Origin of the sequence: Plantactinospora sp. WMMB334, from assembly GCF_049179095.1 — a bacterium.
GTDB lineage: Bacteria > Actinomycetota > Actinomycetes > Mycobacteriales > Micromonosporaceae > Plantactinospora.
Map to the genome: position 1 here is coordinate 5,914,584 of NZ_JBMHME010000002.1, position 16,608 is coordinate 5,931,191.

At 71.6% G+C, this 16,608-nt stretch carries 14 protein-coding genes and 1 pseudogene; 8 read left to right on the forward strand and 7 right to left on the reverse strand.

Annotated features, from left to right (window positions below):
• Positions 1-2: 2 nt before the first annotated feature.
• The 5 genes and pseudogenes from ACN27G_RS25250 to groES all read right to left on the reverse strand — a co-directional run.
• Positions 3-269, reverse strand: a pseudogene (locus tag ACN27G_RS25250) (hypothetical protein); the annotation flags it as partial.
• 727 nt (positions 270-996) lie between these two features.
• Entirely contained in the window at positions 997-2,022 is a 1,026-nt protein-coding gene (locus ACN27G_RS25255; RefSeq protein WP_421495245.1) for a helix-turn-helix domain-containing protein, read from the reverse strand.
• A gap of 219 nt (positions 2,023-2,241) precedes the next feature.
• Complete coding sequence (locus tag ACN27G_RS25260) at positions 2,242-3,846, reverse strand: molybdopterin-dependent oxidoreductase (RefSeq protein ID WP_421495246.1); 1,605 nt, start codon at positions 3,844-3,846, stop codon at positions 2,242-2,244.
• Positions 3,847-4,044: 198 nt separating this feature from the next.
• A complete protein-coding gene (gene groL / locus ACN27G_RS25265) occupies positions 4,045-5,685 on the reverse strand; it encodes a chaperonin GroEL (RefSeq protein ID WP_421495247.1) in 1,641 nt (546 codons plus the stop codon).
• An 80-nt stretch (positions 5,686-5,765) separates the two neighbouring features.
• Positions 5,766-6,080 (reverse strand): co-chaperone GroES, encoded by a 315-nt coding sequence (gene groES, locus ACN27G_RS25270; RefSeq protein WP_199187625.1) that lies wholly within the window; start codon positions 6,078-6,080, stop codon positions 5,766-5,768.
• A gap of 248 nt (positions 6,081-6,328) precedes the next feature.
• Between groES and ACN27G_RS25275 the strand changes: the two genes are divergently transcribed.
• The 8 genes from ACN27G_RS25275 (at position 6,329) to ACN27G_RS25310 (ending at position 14,574) form a co-directional block, all read left to right on the forward strand.
• Positions 6,329-7,618 (forward strand): THUMP-like domain-containing protein, encoded by a 1,290-nt coding sequence (locus ACN27G_RS25275; RefSeq protein ID WP_421495248.1) that lies wholly within the window; start codon positions 6,329-6,331, stop codon positions 7,616-7,618.
• 87 nt (positions 7,619-7,705) lie between these two features.
• Positions 7,706-8,185, forward strand: coding sequence for a Cys-tRNA(Pro) deacylase (gene ybaK / locus ACN27G_RS25280; RefSeq protein ID WP_421495249.1), 480 nt, complete (start codon positions 7,706-7,708; stop codon positions 8,183-8,185).
• Between the two features lie 363 nt (positions 8,186-8,548).
• A complete protein-coding gene (locus ACN27G_RS25285) occupies positions 8,549-9,640 on the forward strand; it encodes a sugar ABC transporter substrate-binding protein (protein ID WP_421495250.1) in 1,092 nt (363 codons plus the stop codon).
• Between the two features lie 169 nt (positions 9,641-9,809).
• Positions 9,810-10,631 carry an ATP-binding cassette domain-containing protein gene (locus ACN27G_RS25290; protein ID WP_421495251.1) on the forward strand — a complete coding sequence of 274 codons (822 nt, stop codon included), beginning with the start codon at positions 9,810-9,812 and terminating at the stop codon, positions 10,629-10,631.
• Positions 10,628-11,890, forward strand: a complete 1,263-nt coding sequence (locus ACN27G_RS25295; RefSeq protein WP_421495252.1) for a sugar ABC transporter permease — start codon at positions 10,628-10,630, stop codon at positions 11,888-11,890. The genes ACN27G_RS25290 and ACN27G_RS25295 overlap by 4 nt, the downstream gene beginning before the upstream one ends.
• Before the next feature lie 7 nt (positions 11,891-11,897).
• Complete coding sequence (locus ACN27G_RS25300) at positions 11,898-13,238, forward strand: ROK family transcriptional regulator (protein ID WP_421495253.1); 1,341 nt, start codon at positions 11,898-11,900, stop codon at positions 13,236-13,238.
• Between the two features lie 66 nt (positions 13,239-13,304).
• The gene (locus tag ACN27G_RS25305) at positions 13,305-13,649 is read left to right on the forward strand and encodes a DUF1707 SHOCT-like domain-containing protein (protein WP_421495254.1); all 345 of its coding nucleotides are present in this window, start codon (positions 13,305-13,307) and stop codon (positions 13,647-13,649) included.
• 181 nt (positions 13,650-13,830) lie between these two features.
• Positions 13,831-14,574: a copper homeostasis protein CutC gene (locus ACN27G_RS25310; RefSeq protein WP_421495255.1), complete on the forward strand. Its 744-nt coding sequence runs from the start codon at positions 13,831-13,833 to the stop codon at positions 14,572-14,574.
• On the opposite strand, the gene ACN27G_RS25315 is transcribed toward ACN27G_RS25310, so the two are convergent.
• Both ACN27G_RS25315 and ACN27G_RS25320 read right to left on the reverse strand, forming a co-directional pair.
• Positions 14,552-15,904 carry an MFS transporter gene (locus tag ACN27G_RS25315; RefSeq protein WP_421495256.1) on the reverse strand — a complete coding sequence of 451 codons (1,353 nt, stop codon included), beginning with the start codon at positions 15,902-15,904 and terminating at the stop codon, positions 14,552-14,554. The genes ACN27G_RS25310 and ACN27G_RS25315 overlap by 23 nt on opposite strands.
• Complete coding sequence (locus tag ACN27G_RS25320; protein WP_421495257.1) at positions 15,904-16,503, reverse strand: ArsR/SmtB family transcription factor; 600 nt, start codon at positions 16,501-16,503, stop codon at positions 15,904-15,906. The genes ACN27G_RS25315 and ACN27G_RS25320 overlap by 1 nt, the downstream gene beginning before the upstream one ends.
• Positions 16,504-16,608: the final 105 nt, after the last annotated feature.

Here is a 16,608-nt window from a genome sequence, read left to right on the forward strand (position 1 = left end):
AGCCACTCCGCTACGGTTTCGCCCCGAAGAACGCTCAGCAGGGCCCGCTTGTTCTCCAAGCTCGTCACCTTGTCGCGGTCTTCGCTGAGGTGAATGTGCCAGAGGTGCGACTGGTCCGACGAGACCGCGCGGTCGTACCGGAAGTCCCAGCCCTCTACCGCGGTGTCGCTGTCAGCCTGCCCGTAGAACTCCCGCCAGCCGTCCAGGCGAGGATCGTAGGAATCCCTGCCGGAGGCCAGGAGCCGACTGGAGAACCGGGCGATGTTGCTGTAGTCGGCGGCGAGGGCCCGGCCGCCCGGAGTGCCGATTCCGTCGGCATGCGAGGAGTGATCGCTGTCGGCGGAACCCTCGACATCGATCGCCAACCGCCCGGCAGCCGCACCCTGGGCCTCGGGAAAGGTCCAGTCGTACGCCGCGGCCTTGTCGGAGGGCCCTCCCTTGTCCTCGGCGTCCCGGACCGAGTAGTCGTTGGAACTGTTCGCCGCGCGAGTGTTGTGGTAGCCGGGCTTGTTGGCGTAAATCCCCCCGTTCTGCGTGCCGGGATCCAGCCTCAGCAACTCCTGCATGAGCCACCAGGACGCGTCCGTGATCCTGGCCGGATTCGGATTGGCGGCGGCAGGTGCGGCCGGAACCAGCGCGACTCCGATGGGCAGCATTACTGAAGCGGCTGCGACCAATCCGCGCAATAACGTCGATCTCGACGCCCCTGCCGATGCAGAACCGCCTGTCGATGTACGCATCGTACTTCCCTCACCCTCATCTGGTGTTCGGAGGTCTCGATATCCGCACGTTGTGGGCACACGTCGGATGAAGCTCCCTGCAAGAACGGCCCCTGGGTGTGGCACTTACGACACGGGGCCGGGTGGCACTGGCTCTCGTGATTTCGGAGAAGCATGGCCTGGGCGACGAAACCCGCCAATGCCATCCCGCGCCGGATGATTGATCATCCGTGCCAGCCGTCGCCGTCGGGGCATCCCCACCGACGGCGGGCGTCGCTCAGGGTTCCCGACGCCCTGGTCCCGCGCTCTCGGCGCGGCCGCGCGCCGGCACCGCCGGTCGCACGCTCTGATGTAGGCGGCGGTAGGCCAGTGGACTCATCCCGACGACCGAGGTGAAGAGGCGGGTGAAGTGTCCGCCGCTCGGGAACCCCCATCGAGCGGCGATGGCCCGAATAGAGTGGCCGGCGAGCTCGGGGTCGGCGAGATCGCGTCGGCAGCGGTCGAGCCTGCGCTGGCGGATCCAACCGGCGACGGTCCGTCCGTCGGCCTCGAAGAGGCGGTGCAGGCTGCGCAGGGAGACGTGATGGGCGGTGGCGACCACTGCGGGTGACAGCTCCGGGTCGGCCAGTTGGGACTCGACGAACGTCAACATCTGACGGTAGATCGCCTGCTGCCGGCTCTCGTACGGAAGCGTGGCCTCCAGATCGAGCCGGTGGGCGAGCACGGCCGCGACGAGGTCGAGGGTGACGGCCCCGAGCCGGACAGCGTCGGCGGGCGCGAGCCGATCCGCATGCCGGGCCAGGCTGGTGAGATGGTTGGCGAGCACGGCGACGAGGCTGTCCCGCTCCGGGTCCAGGCAGGTCGCGCAGAGCCGTCTCGCCTGGTCGACAGGAATCGGTAGAACCGCGTGCGGGATCCGCACGGTCAGGGCCACCCCGCCCTGACCGTGCGGATCCGCCGCATAGCTGAGGTCATGCGGACTCGACGTGTCGAGCAGGCTGAGGTGGCCGGGCCCCGACACGCAGGTGTTGCGGTTCTGCTCGATAAGACCGCTGCCGCGAAGGGCCATGCTGACCTTGTAGAGTTCGGCGTCCGAGGATCGGATCATCTTCCGGGTACGCGCCACGCGCAACGACGGGATCTGGTGGACGGAGAGATCGACGGCGCCGAGGCGGACCGTCCGTACGGATGCGACGAAGTCGGCCGGCCGCTCGGCCCAGACCTGCACCCGCCCGAGTGACCGGGACAACATGTCGCGCCAGTAGTCGAGCCGCTCCGCTGGCGGCCTGTCCTGCGTGCTCATCACGAAATGGCCATCCTGCACCGCACACCCCCGTGGCGTCCCCGCTACGGTCACCACCGACACGGCAGGCGAGTGGCAGTCGAGGTGACCCGCACCAGACAATCTAGGCCGTGAACGCCTTCGATGGTGTACGTGAGGTGTCACCGGCACGGACGGTAGACGGCCAGCAGATGCCGACCGGGGCGACGCATGGCGGCACGGGGACCGGTGCCCCGCTCCTCAGGAGACGGTGACCTGGACCGCGTGCCAACCGGTGGCGCCATCGGGAGCGACCGGGCGCGGCTGGCCGGTCTGCACCGCCCCGGTGGCGTCCGTCGCCCGCACGTGGAGGGTGTGCTCGCCAGGCGTGGCGGGCCACCGCCAGGACCACTGCACCCAGGTGTCGGTCGAGACCGACGCGGCCAGCGTCGCCGGCTGCCAGTCGCCGTCGTCGACGCGCACCTCGACCTGCCGGATCCCCACGTGCTGCGCCCAGGCCACCCCGGCGACGACGACCTCGCCGGCCGGCAGCCTCCGGCCCGCCCGCGGGGTGTCGATCCGCGACTGTGTCCTGATCGGTCCCCGTGCCGCCCAGCCCCGGGGCACCCAGTACGCGTCGAAGTCGTCGAAGCTGGTCAGCTCCAGCTCGACGAGCCACTTGCAGGCCGAGACGTAACCGTAGAGGCCGGGCACCACGACCCGGACCGGGAAGCCGTGCTCGACGGGGAGCGGCTCGCCGTTCATCCCGACGGCCAGCATCGCGTCCCGCCCGTCGACGAGCAGCGCGGTCGGGCTGCCGCAGGTCCAGCCGTCGGCGGAGCGCCCCACCACCTGGTCCGCCCCGTCCAGCGGCCCGGCCTCGGCGAGCAGCGGGCCCAGTGGCACGCCGAGCCAGCGGGCGTTGCCGATCAGGTCGCCGCCGACCTCGTTCGACACGCAGGCCAGGGTGATGTGCCGTTCGATCATCGGCCGGGCGAGCAGGTCCGCGTAGCTCAGGGTCATCGGGTTACGCACCCGGCCGCCGATCCGCAACCGCCATGCCTCCGGATCCACCTGCGGCACCACCAGCGCGGTGTCGATCCGGTAGAAGTCCCCGTTCGGCGTCACGTACGGCGACAGGCCCGGCACCGCCGGGTCCGCCCCGGCCGGCACCGGCCCCGCCGGGCTGGCCGGGGCGGGCAGCCGTATCGCCGAGCGGGCGGCCGAGACACCCCGGCGGGTCGACAGCCAGCGCCCGCCGAGGCCGCCGACCGCCGCACCACCGAGCGTCAGCCCGACGCCGGTGAGGAACCGTCGCCGGGCGTACGCGTCCGGGTAGGCGGCAACGTCGCCCGGAGCCGCCGGCACGGCCAGTGCCCGGCCGAGCGGGCCGGCCACGAAGAGCCAGAGCACCCCGGCCGCCAGTCCGGCCCCGACCAGCGACGGCAGCGCCGCGGGCGGGCCGGCTCCGGGCCGGGTCAGCGCCGCCGCCACACCGACCGTGCCGAAGAGGCCGATCCCGGCGTACCCGAGAGGCAGCGAGCGGAGCGCGACCAGCCCGACCAGGGCGGCGAAGCCGGCCAGCAGCAGCGCGGTGCCGACCAGCAGGGCGATCTTGTCGTAGACGTAGAAGACGTCGACGGCGAACTGCTTGAGCGGTGCGGGCGCCACGTCCACCACGACACCGCCGACCGCGACCAGCGGCGCGGAGCGCGGCCCGGTGAGCACCGCCACGGCCTCGGCCGCGCCGACGGCGACCGCTGCGGCGGCCACCCCTGCCAGCGCGCCGAAGCGGCGTGCCGGAACGGGCCGCCGGAACGGGACCGTGGCCGGCTCCGCTCGGATCTGTTGCGGGCTCGCGTCCATCCGACAAGTGTTACCGGCCGCGCTCGGCGCGGAAAGTCGCGTCAGGAGTTCGTAATACCGGCGCCGGGGCTCTTCGAGACCGGCACCGGGACCTCCGCCGGCCCGGCCGACCACACGGGTCGACCGGGCCGGCGAGGATCGGCGTTGGAGCCGGTCCCGACCGGCCGGAGGTCCGGACCGGTCGGAAGCCCGGACCGGTCAGAAGCCCGGACCGTGCTGGTGGCCGTGTCCGTGCCCGTGGCCCCCGGCGGCGGCCGGCTCGGCCTTCTCCGGCTTCTCCACGACCAGGCTCTCGGTGGTCAGCAGCAGCCCGGCGATCGAGGCCGCGTTGGAGACCGCGTTGCGGGTCACCTTCACCGGGTCGATGATGCCGGCCCTGGCCAGGTCCTTGTACTCGCCGGTGGCGGCGTCCAGTCCGGTCCCCCAACCGCTGTCGGCGACCTTCTGCACGACCACGTAGCCGTCGTGCCCGGCGTTCTGGGCGATCCACCGCAGCGGCTCGACCAGCGCCTTGCGGACGATCGAGACGCCCACCTTCTCGTCACCGGTCAGGCCCAGGTCGTCGTCGAGTACCGAGACGATCTGCACCAGGGCGGCGCCGCCACCCGGCACGGTGCCCTCCTCCACCGCGGCCTTGGTCGCGGCGATGGCGTCCTCGATGCGGTGCTTGCGCTCCTTCATCTCGACCTCGGTCGCCGCACCGGCCTTGATCACCGCGATGCCGCCGGAGAGCTTGGCCAGCCGCTCCTGGAGCTTCTCCCGGTCCCAGTCCGAGTCGGATGCCTCGATCTCCTTGCGGATCTGGGTGATCCGGTCGGCCACCTCGGTGTCCCGGCCCCGGCCGTCGATGACGGTGGTGTTGTCCTTGTCGACCACCACCCGCCGGGCGGTGCCGAGCACCTCGATGCCGACCGAGTCGAGCTTGTAGCCCAGCTCGGGGGCGACCACCTCGCCGCCGGTCAGGATCGCCATGTCCTGCAGCATCGCCTTGCGGCGGTCGCCGAAGCCGGGCGCCTTGACCGCGCAGACCTTGATGGTCTTGCGGATCGCGTTGACCACCAGGGTGGAGAGCGCCTGCCCCTCCACGTCCTCGGCGATGATCAGCAGCGGCTTGGCGCTCTGCAGGACCTTCTCCAGCAGCGGCAGCAGCTCCTCGATCGACGAGATCTTCTGCGTGGTGATCAGGATGTACGGGTCGTCGAGCACCGACTCCTGCGACTCGGTGTCGGTGACGAAGTTCGGCGAGATGAAGCCCTTGTCGAACTGGAGACCCTCGGTGACCTCCAGCTCGGTGGCGAGGGTCGAACCCTCCTCGACCGTGATCACGCCATCCCGGCCGACCTTCTCCATCGCCTCGGCGATCAGGTCGCCGATGGTGGCGTCCTGGGCCGAGATCGTCGCCACGTGCGCGACCGACTCCCGGCTGCCCACCTCGACAGCCTTCTCCAGCAGCGCCGCGGAGACCTTCTCGGCCGCCGCGTCGATGCCCCGCTTCAGCCCGGCCGGACCGGCGCCGGCCGCCACGTTGCGCAGGCCCTCCCGGACCATCGCCTGGGCCAGCACGGTCGCGGTGGTGGTCCCGTCGCCAGCGATGTCGTTGGTCTTGGTCGCCACCTCCTTGACCAGCTGCGCGCCGAGGTTCTCGTACGGGTTGGTGAGCTCGATCTCCTTGGCGATGGTCACGCCATCGTTGGTGATCGTCGGGGCACCGAACTTCTTGTCCAGGACGACGTTGCGCCCGCGCGGGCCGAGAGTGACCTTGACCGTGTCCGCGAGCGTGTTGACACCGTGCTCCAGCAGGTGCCGGGCGTCATCCGAGAAGCTCAGAATCTTCGCCATTGTGTTAACAGGGTCCCTTCACGCAGCGCTGCCCCGGCCCGGCAGGGCCGGTCCGGGGCAGCGTCACTGGATCGGTCAGATCACTTCTCGATGACGGCGAGGACGTCGCGGGCGGAGAGCACCAGGTACTCCTCGCCGGCGTACTTGACCTCGGTGCCGCCGTACTTCGAGTAGATGACCGTGTCGCCGACCTTGACGTCAACCGGGATCCGGTTGCCGTCGTCGTCGAAACGGCCGGGGCCGACAGCGAGGACGGTGCCCTCCTGCGGCTTCTCCTTGGCGGTGTCGGGAATCACGATGCCCGACGCCGTGGTCGTCTCAGCCTCGTTCGCCTGGACCAGGATCCGGTCCTCGAGCGGCTTGATCGCAACCTTGGTCGCGGTAGTCACGGGCATACCCTCCTGGGGTACTGGTTTCTGTGCCGGACGGCGCACCGACCGGCGTCAATCTGCCACATGCCACCGGGCGGGGCCGTCGTCGCGGGTGCCGGTCCGCCTGGCGTTCCGCCTCCGGACCAGGGCCCGGAAGCTGGCACCCTCGGTTTGAGAGTGCTAACCGCAGGTTATGCCGGCGGCTAGCACTCCGTCAAGGAGAGTGCCAACCCGACACGCCCGCCGGTGACCCGGGCCGGCACAATGCTGCGGTGGACCTTGACCAGCTGGCCGCACTGCGTACCCCGGAAGGGGGAACCGCGCTGGCCACCGCCGCCGACCTGGCCGGCGGCGACCCGCTGGTCGCGGCGGCCGCGCTGCGCTCGGCCGGGATATCCGGCGGGCTCGCCGCCGCCGCGCTGACCCAGGCCGAACTGCGGCGGCGGGCGGCGGCCAAGTTCGGCCCGGACGCCGCCCGGATGTTCTTCACCCGGGCCGGCCTGGAGCAGGCGACCCGCCCCGGCGTGGCGGCCCGCCGGGCCGCCCGGCTGCGCGCCGCCGGGGTACGCACCCTGGTCGACCTCGGCTGCGGTCTCGGCGCGGACGCGATCGCCGCCGCCCGGGCCGGCATCCGGGTGTACGGCGTGGAGGCCGACCCGCTCACCGCGGCGATGGCCGCCGCGAACGCCGGGGCGGCCGGGGTGGCGGACCGGTTCACGGTCGAACCCGGCGACGCGACCCGGTTCGACGTCACCGCCGTCGACGGGCGGCCGGTCGACGCGGTCTTCTGCGATCCGGCCCGGCGCCGGCCCGGCACCGGCCGGCGGGTCTTCGACCCGGCCGCCTACTCCCCCTCCTGGGACTTCCTGCTCGACCTCGCCGGCCGGATCCCCCGGACGGTCTTCAAGGTCGCGCCCGGCATCGACCACGCGCTCCTGCCGCCGGGCGCCGAGGGCGAGTGGGTCAGCGTCGGTGGCGACCTGGTCGAGGCGACCGTCTGGAGCGCCCCGCTGGCCGGCACCCCGCGCCGGGCGACCCTGCTGACCGGGCCGGCAGCCCATGGCGCCCACGTCCGAACCGGCGCCCGGCCCGGTGAGCCGGACGGGCCGACCCGGCACGGGCCGACTGATCCGGCGGTGCACGAACTGACCGGCGACGGGACCCGGCAGGCCCCGGTCGGCCCCGTCCGGCGCTACCTCTACGACCCGGACCCGGCCGTGGTCCGCGCCCACCTGGTCGCCGAGTTCGCCGACACCGTCGACGGCACGCTCGCCGACCCGGAGATCGCGTACGTCTACGCCGACGCCGCCGCCCCCACCCCGTACGCCCGGTGCCTGGAGGTCGTCGAGTCGCTCCCCTTCTCGCTCAAGCGGCTGCGGGCCCGACTCCGGGAGCTCGGCGTCGGCCGCGCCGAGATCCTCAAGCGCGGTTCGGCACTGGAACCGGAGCGGCTCCGCCGCGACCTGCGGCTCACCGGGACCGAGCCGATCAGCCTGGTGCTCACCCGGGTCGCCGGCGCACCCACGGCGCTGCTCTGCCACCCGCCCCAGGACGGCTTGTAAGGAAGGGCCCCTTCTTATCGTTTTCTGTCGTAGAAGGGCCCCCTCCTAACGCCGTCCAGGCGGTCGCCCGGCGATAGGGTGCCGGTTGTGGCGGGCAGGGGGACACCGGCGACCGCGCTGCTGACGCGGCAGCGGATCCCGCACACCCTGCACCCGTACGACGTGGCGCCGGACACCCCGAACTACGGCGCCGAGGTGGCGGCGGCGCTCGGGGTGCCGCCGGAACGGGTCTTCAAGTCGCTGATCGCCAGCGTCGACGGGGTGCTGACCGTGGCGGTGGTCCCGGTCACCGGCGAGCTGGACCTGAAGACGCTGGCCACGGCGGTGGGCGGTAAGCGGGCGACCCTGGCCGACCGGACCCTGGCGGAGCGGACCACCGGCTACGTCCGGGGCGGGATCAGCCCGCTGGGGCAGCGGAAGGCGCTGCGTACCGTGGTCGACGCCTCCGCCGAGCGCTTTCCGACGGTCTACGTCTCGGCCGGGCGGCGGGGGTTGCAGCTCGAACTCGCGCCGGCGGACCTGATCCGACTCACCGGCGCCGTCACCGCACCGGTCGCGACGGCCTGAGGCGCCCGACTCCGCCGGATGGGGCCGGGCGCACCGGGCAGTTGCATCACCATCGATCATTTCCGGCGTATCACCGCTGGCCAATCCCGGGATGTCGGTCACGTTGCCGAATTGTTATCCCCTGCAACAAACTCAGGGCCCTTACGACCTTGCCCCGGCGACTCCCCGCGAAATACGTTGCCGGACACAACAAAAGTGAGGCGGGCCGGTCGCCACAGCCCACCGCACCCCGTCGGGAGTCGCGACCGGACGGAGGTGCCCCGAGGCAGCCCAACGGAGAGGCCAGCGGGCAACGCGGCGACCCGCTCGGGCGTACCACCGCTGTGACCGAGACACCACACCCACCCCGAAAGGACCCGTGCAATGCGCAGAGGGATCCTCACCATCGCTGCCGTGGGCCTGCTGGCCACCAGCGGCCTCGCCGCCTGTGGCGAAGAGTCCGGCGGCGAAGGTGGCACCGAGGCCAAGCCCAAGATCGGCGTCATCCTTCCGGACAGCGCCTCGTCGGACCGCTGGGAGACCGCGGACCGCAAGTACCTGGAGGCAGCGTTCCAGGCCGCAGGCGTTGACTCGATCATTCAGAACGCCCAGAACGACAAGGCCCAGTTCCAGACCATCGCCGACCAGATGATGACCCAGGGCGTCACCGTCCTCATGATCGTCAACCTGGACTCCGGCACCGGCAAGGCGGTCCTGGACAAGGCCAAGACCCAGGGCGTGCTCACCATCGACTACGACCGGCTGACCCTGGGCGGCTCGGCGGAATACTACGTCAGCTTCGACAACGAGGCCGTCGGCAGGCTCCAGGGCGAGGGCCTCGTCAAGTGCCTGACCGACAAGGGCGTCCAGAAGCCGGTCGTCGCCGAGCTGAACGGCTCGGAGACCGACAACAACGCCACGCTCTTCAAGAACGGCTACGACAGCGTGCTCAAGCCGAAGTACGACGCCAACGAGTACGTCAAGGGCCCGGACCAGTGGGTGCCAGGCTGGGACAACACCCAGGCCGGCACCATCTTCGAGCAGATGATGACCCAGCAGAACGGCAAGATCGACGGCGTACTCGCCGCCAACGACGGGCTGGGCAACGCGGTGATCTCCATCCTCAAGAAGAACAAGCTGAACGGCAAGGTCCCGGTGACCGGCCAGGACGCCACCCTCCAGGGGCTGCAGAACATCCTCGCCGGTGACCAGTGCATGACCGTCTACAAGGCGATCAAGCAGGAGGCCGACGCCGCCGCCGAGTTGGCGATCGCGCTGGCCAAGGGCGAGAAGAAGGAGGCGCCCACCACGGTGAAGGACCCGGAGGGCAACCGGGACGTGCCGGCGGTGCTGCTCGAGCCGAAGGCCATCTACAAGGAGAACGTCAAGGACGTCGTCGCCGACGGCTTCATCAGCAAGGACGAGCTCTGCACCGGCGCCTTCGCCGCCGCCTGCACCGAGGCCGGCGTGAGCTGACCCGCACGACGGCACCGGGCCCCGACCGGCCCTGCCGAGACGCCGCCCGGTACGCCACGCATCCGTACCGGGCGGCGTCCTCACCCCCAGAGGAAACTGGACCGGACCCGTGATCGGTTACCCCGCGATCGGCACCCGCGACCGGACACCCGCGTAAAGGAGACCACCCGTGTCCGCGACACCCCTGCTGAACCTGCGCGGGATCGACAAGAGTTTCGGTCCCGTCCAGGTCCTCCGTAACGTCGACTTCTCGGTCAACCCCGGCGAGGTGACCGCGCTCGTCGGCGACAACGGCGCCGGCAAGTCCACCCTCGTCAAGTGCGTCGCCGGCATCTACTCCGCCGACGGCGGCGAGATGTTCTTCGACGGCCGGCCGGTGCACATCCACAACCCCCGGGACGCCGCCACGCTCGGCATCGAGGTCGTCTACCAGGACCTCGCCCTCTGCGACAACCTCGACATCGTGCAGAACATGTTCCTCGGCCGGGAGAAGCGCAGCGGCCTCGTCCTGGACGAGCCGACCATGGAACAGCTGGCCGCCGAGACCCTCGCCGGGCTCTCCGTCCGGACGGTGAAGTCGCTGCGGCAGCACGTCTCCAGCCTCTCCGGCGGGCAGCGCCAGACCGTGGCGATCGCCAAGGCGGTGCTCTGGAACAGCCGGCTCGTCATCCTCGACGAGCCGACCGCGGCGCTGGGCGTGGCGCAGACCGCCCAGGTCCTCGAACTGGTCCGCCGGCTGGCCGACAACGGACTCGCCGTCGTGCTCATCTCGCACAACATGAACGACGTCTTCGCCGTCTCCGACCAGATCGCCATGCTCTATCTCGGCCAGATGGTCGCGCAACTGCGGACCAGCGACGTGACCCACGCCCAGGTGGTCGAGCTGATCACCGCGGGCCGCAGCGACGGACTCGGACTCACCACCGAGAACGGCAACGGCAGTCCCGACACCGCACACACCGGAACCCCGAGCGCAGGAGCCGATCGATGAGCGCCCCACCCACCATCGCCGCGCCGCCGGTGGAGACACCGGCCGCGCCGGCGCCGACGGTCGGCAGCCACTTCCGCGACTACCTGGCCAAGGTGCGCGGCGGCGACATGGGCGCGCTGCCGGCCGTACTCGGCCTGATCGTGCTCTGCGTCGTCTTCGCCGCGCTGCGCCCGAACTTCATGACCGAGGGAAACTTCGCCAACCTCTTCACCCAGGGCGCGGCGGTGACGCTGATCGCGATGGGGCTGATCTTCGTCCTGCTGCTCGGCGAGATCGACCTCTCCGCCGGCTTCGCCAGCGGCGTCTGCGCCGCGGTCCTCGCCCAACTGGTCACCCTGCACGGCTATCCCTGGTATGTCGCGGCCGCCGCCGCGATCGCCACCGGGATGGTGATCGGGTTCATCCTCGGCTTCCTGGTCGCCAAGATCGGCATTCCGTCCTTCGTGGTCACCCTTGCCGCGTTCCTCGCCTTCCAGGGCGTCGTGCTGCTGCTGATCAAGGGCGGCACCAACGTCTCGATCCGGGACGAGGTGCTGGTGGCGATCGCCAACCGGAACATGCCGCCGTGGCTCGGCTGGGCGCTGACCCTGCTCGGCATCGCCGGCTACGCCGCCGTGCAACTGCTGCGGCACCGCAACCGCACCAGGCGCGGCCTGGTGAGCGAACCCCTCACCGTGGTGCTGATCCGGATCGGCGCGCTCACGCTGCTCGTCGGCACCGCCGTGTACCTGCTCAACCTCGAACGCAGCCGCAACCCGCTCGTCTCGCTCCGGGGCGTACCGATCGTGGTGCCGGTCATCGTCGTCCTGCTGGTCGCGCTGACCTTCGTCCTGCACCGCACCGCGTACGGCCGGCACATCTACGCCGTCGGCGGCAACCGGGAGGCGGCCCGCCGGGCCGGCATCAACGTCGACCGGATCAGGATCTCGGTCTTCGTGATCTGCTCCTCGATGGCGGCGATCGGCGGCATCGTGGCGGCCAGCCGGGCCACCTCGGTCGACGCCAACACCGGGGGCAGTAAGGTCCTGCTCTACGCCGTCGGTGCGGCGGTGATCGGCGGCACCAGCCTCTTCGGCGGCAAGGGCCGGATCGTCGACGCGGTGCTCGGCGGTGCGGTGATCGCCGTCATCGACAACGGGATGGGGCTGCTCAGCCGCAGTTCCGGGTTCACCTTCGTGGTGACCGGTCTGGTGCTGCTCCTCGCGGCCAGTGTCGACGCACTCTCCCGACGTCGAGCCGGCGTGACAGGCAATCGATAGGGGCACGATGCGCGCAGGGCCGAGCCAGGAGGAGATACGCCGGCAGAATCTCGGCGCGCTGCTGCGGTACGTCCACATCCACGGCGCCACCTCCCGGGCGGAGCTGACCACCTCCCTCGGACTCAACCGGAGCACCATCGGCGCACTCACCGCCGAACTGGCGGCCGCCGGCCTGGTCAGCGAGCGGGCACCCCGGGAGACCGGGCGGGCCGGGCGACCATCCCTGGTCGTCCGGCCCGAGTCGGGCCGGGTCTTCGCGTACGCGTACAGCATCGAGGCGGACCGGCTCCGGGCCGCCCGGATCGGTCTCGGCGGGGTGGTGCTGGACCGCCGGCAGGCCGAACGGCCACCGGGGCTGCTGGCCGTGGAGACCCTTCCCCTGCTGGCCGGCTTCGTCAAGGAGATGCACCAGGCGGTGCCGGAGGGCTCCGTCTACGTCGGCAGCGGTGTCGCGGTCTGCGGCCGGCTCCGCCGACCCGACGGCACCGGGCAGCCCGGCCCGGAGGCCGCCGTGCGACCCGCCCCGGACACTGGCGTGCGCCCCGGCCCGGAGGCCGCCGTGCGACCCGCCCCGGACACTGGCGTGCGCCCCGGCCCGGAGGCCGCCGTGCGCCCCGGCCCGGACACTGGCGTGCGACTCGGACCGGACGGTGCCGCCGAGGTCGGCGGTGACGAGCTGGACGGGCCGCTGGCCGAGGCGCTCGGCGAGCTGCTGCCGCAGGAGCGTCCGGTGCTGGTCAGCAACGCGGCCGACGTGAGTGCGGTCGCCGAGCACGCCCGCGGGGCGGCCAGGGGTTACGACGACGTCATCTACCTGCACCGCGACGTCGGCATCGAAGCCGGGATCATCGTCGGCGGCCGGCGGCTCACCGGGCAGGGCGGGTACGCCGGCGAGGTCGGCCACATGGTGGTGCAGCCCGGCGGGCGCCCCTGCGGCTGCGGCTCGTACGGCTGCTGGGAGACCGAGATCGGCGAGTACGCCATGCTCCGGGCGGCCGGCCGGGGCGAGGCCGCCAGCCGGGAGGCCGCCCTGCGGCTGGTCGACGCGGCCTCCCGGGGCGACGCCGCCGCCCAGGCCGCGATCCGGCAGGTCGGCGACTGGCTCGGCTTCGGCGTCGCCAACCTGGTCAACATCTTCAACCCCGGGGTGGTCATCTTCGGCGGCACCCTCCGGGACGTCTACCTCGCCGCCGCCGCCCGGGTACGCAGCCGGCTCAACTCCCTGGCTCTGGCCACGCCCCGCGAGCAGGTCCGGCTGCGTACGCCCCAGCTCGGCGAGGACGCCGCCCTGGTCGGTGCCGCCGAACTCGCCTTCGAACACCTCCTCGCCGCTCCGCTTGAGATGTGAGGAAGGGCCCCCGCATATCGTTTTCTGTTGTAGAAGGGCCCCCTCCTTACATCTAGGCTGTCCGGCGTGGACGGGCAACTGCGGGCATCCGACTCCGATCGGCAGCGGGTGGTCGCCGACCTGCAACGTCACACCGAGCAGGGGCGGCTCAGCCTCGACGAGTTCTCCGAGCGGGTGGGCGCGGTCTACTCCGCCCGTACGCTCGGGGAGCTGGCCGTGGTGACCCGGGACCTGCCGGCGGTTTCGGCTCCCAGGCCCGGTGGCAGCGCCGATGGCGGTGTCGGTGGCGCCGGGGGCACCGGTGGCGGGGACAGTGGCAGTACGGGCGGCCGGCGGGAGCTGCTGGTCGTCTTCGCCGTCGCCGTCGTCACCCTGCTGTTGCTCGGGGTCTTCATGTCGGTCACCCGCTGAGCCGTCGCTGCCGATATGCCCTGGTCAGGGTAGATATCACGCTCTGCGTCCCACCGTGTCGCGCTTTGGCAGCGCTTATTCTCACATCCGGTTGACTCGAATCGATGGGGTCAACTTGAATGACCCTTCACAGTTACTCAGAGTTGTGTACGTCGGTTCAGGGTTATGGGAGATGGCTGGCATGACCACGTTCGAAATCTGCGTCGACGGCGTCGAGGGGACGCTGGCCGCGGAACGCGCCGGTGCCGACCGGGTGGAACTCTGCGCAGGGCTGTTCGAGGGCGGGTTGACGCCGAGCATCGGCACCATCGAGGTGGCCCTGCAGGCGGCGAGCCGGATCAGGGTGCACGTGCTCGTCCGCCCCCGGGGCGGCGACTTCATCTACTCCCCGTACGAGGTCGACGCGATGGTGCGCGACGTGCAGGCGGCGGTGACGGTCGGCGCGCACGGCATCGTGATCGGGGCACTGACCCCCGAGGGCGACATCGACCTGCCGACGATGCGGCGGCTGCTCGCCGCGGCCGACGGTGCCGACGTCACGTTCCACCGGGCCTTCGACATGGTCCGGGAGCCGTTCGACGCGCTGGAGCAGTTGGTCGAGCTGGGCGTGCCCCGGGTGCTGACGTCGGGCCAGGAGGAGAGCGCACTGGCCGGTGCCCCGCTCATCGCGGACCTGGTCGCCAAGGCCGACGGCCGGCTCGCGGTGATGGCCGGCGGCGGGGTCAACGAGCGCACCATCGCCCGGATCGCGGCGGCCACCGGCGCCGACGAATACCACTTCACCGCCCGGGTCAGCACGGACGGTCCGGCGATCCACCGCAACCCGCTGCCCCGGATGGGTGGCGTGCTGAGCCGCCCGGAGTACCAGCGCTCGGAGACCTCGCCGGAGCGGATCGGCCAGATCATCGGGGCGGTCCGGCCCTGACCTCCTCGGCCGGTTCGGTCGACCGAGGAGTCGGCGACGGCGCTACCGATGGCCCGGACCGCCCTGTCGCTTCTGTCGCCGGCTGGTCGAGCTGGCGCCAGACCGGCAGGACGAACGGAAGCACGGTCACCACCAGGTAGGCCGCCCCGAGCAGCAGGCAGGCGGCCGGCAGCCGCAACTGCTCGACGGCGAGACCGCCGAGTAGCCCGCCGAGCGGGATGCCGGCCCAGGAAGCCGCATGGGTCAGCCCGAGCACTCGGGCGCGGAGCCGTTCCGGGATCCGTTCGAAGGTGGCCGCCCCGAGGATCGGGTTGATCGCGGCAACCGACACCCCCGCGACGAACGAGATCAGGTAGACCGCCCAGAGCCGGTCCAGCACGGCCAGCGCGACGAAGCGGGGCGCCCCGGCGAGCAGGAAGCCCACCGCGAAGACGGCGAACCGTGGCACCCGGGACGCCACGACGGTGAAGACGGCGTTGCCGAGCACCGCGCCGAGCGCGAACGCCGCGGTGAGCAGGCCGAGCGCCGTCGACGAGCCGGCCACCTCGGTGGCCCAGACCGGAGCGAGAATCGAGGTGTACGCCGCGTCGGCGAAATTCGTGACGAGGAGCATCAGCACGATGCCGTGCACCAGCCGGTCGCGGCGCAGATAGTGCATCCCACCCCGGAGCGCGGCCAGGTAGGACTCCCGGTCCGGCCCGCCGTCGCCCTCCTCCGGCGTGGCGGAATCGCCGCCTCCCGGATCGGCACCGGACTGCCGGACCGGCACGCCCAGCGCCACCACGGCCGCCCCGACCAGGAAGGTGCCGGCGTCGAGCAGCAGCACCGTCGGGGCGTCGAGCACGGCGATCAGCAGGCCGGCCAGGGGTGCGCCGAGCAGCGTCGCCAGCCGACTGAGCCCGTCGTGCAGGCTGGTCGCCCGGGTCATCGGGATGCCCGCCGCCGCCACGGTCTCCGGGAAGAGCACCCGCTTGGCGGTGTCACTCAGCCCGCGCAGCAGCCCGGCGACCGCGACCAGGCCGGTGAGGGCGCCGAACCCGAGCGCGCCGGCCAGGTGCAGCACCGGGACGGCGGCCAGCACCGCCGCGCTGGCCAGGTCGGTGACGACGCTGGTCCGGCGACCGCCGAGGCGGTCGATCAGCGGACCGCCGAGGGCGCAGGCCAGCACGTACGGGAGCATCTCGGCGAACGCCACCACGCCAGTCCTGGCCGCGCTGCCGGTGAGCACGAGGGTGAACCAGGGCAGCGCGACCATGCTCATCCGGCTGCCGACCAGGGAAATCCCCTCCGCGGCCAGCAGGCCGACGAATGGTCGCCGATCCCGGTCCATCAGCCGGTCCCCTCCGCCGGCCGGACGTCATCGACGGGCCGGACGAAGGGCATGAGCTGTGCCTGGACCACGAAGGGCTCGGCGCCGTCCGGGGCCGACACGCCGGGCCCGTCGTGGCGGTACCGCCCGATCAACTCGCGCAACGCGTCGGCGAACTCCTGCGCCTCGGCCGCGGTCAGCCGGAGCTGCCAGTTGCTGAGGGTCCACGCCCGTTCCCACTCCTTCGGCAGGCCGGACATCTCGTTCAGCCACCGGTCGATCCGCTCGGCGTAGAGCGCGGCGACGGATCGCAGGTACGTCTCGATGTCCGGCAGCGCGTCCCGGCCGACCTCCTCGCCGTCGAGCAGGGTCTTGCGGTGCGCCGCCCGCCACCACCGCTCCCGACCCGCGCCACGACCTGGCTCCTCGACGACGAAGCCGTACTGGGCGAGTTGCCGGAGGTGGTAGCTGGTGGCGCCGGTGGACTGGCCGAGCCGCTCGGCGAGCAGGGTGGCGGTGGCGGGACCGTGCTCGCGCAGCGTGTTGAGCATCCGGACCCGGAGCGGGTGGGCGAGGCCCCGCAGCGACGTCGGATCCAGCCGGACTTCATCCCTAGACATAGTTGCAAAGCTAGCCTTGCAAAGCTTCCTTTGCAAGGCTTCCACCCTTCCCCCCGCAGGTGCACAAGCGGGGCAGCTCGACAGTCCCGTCCACAGTCATCCCAC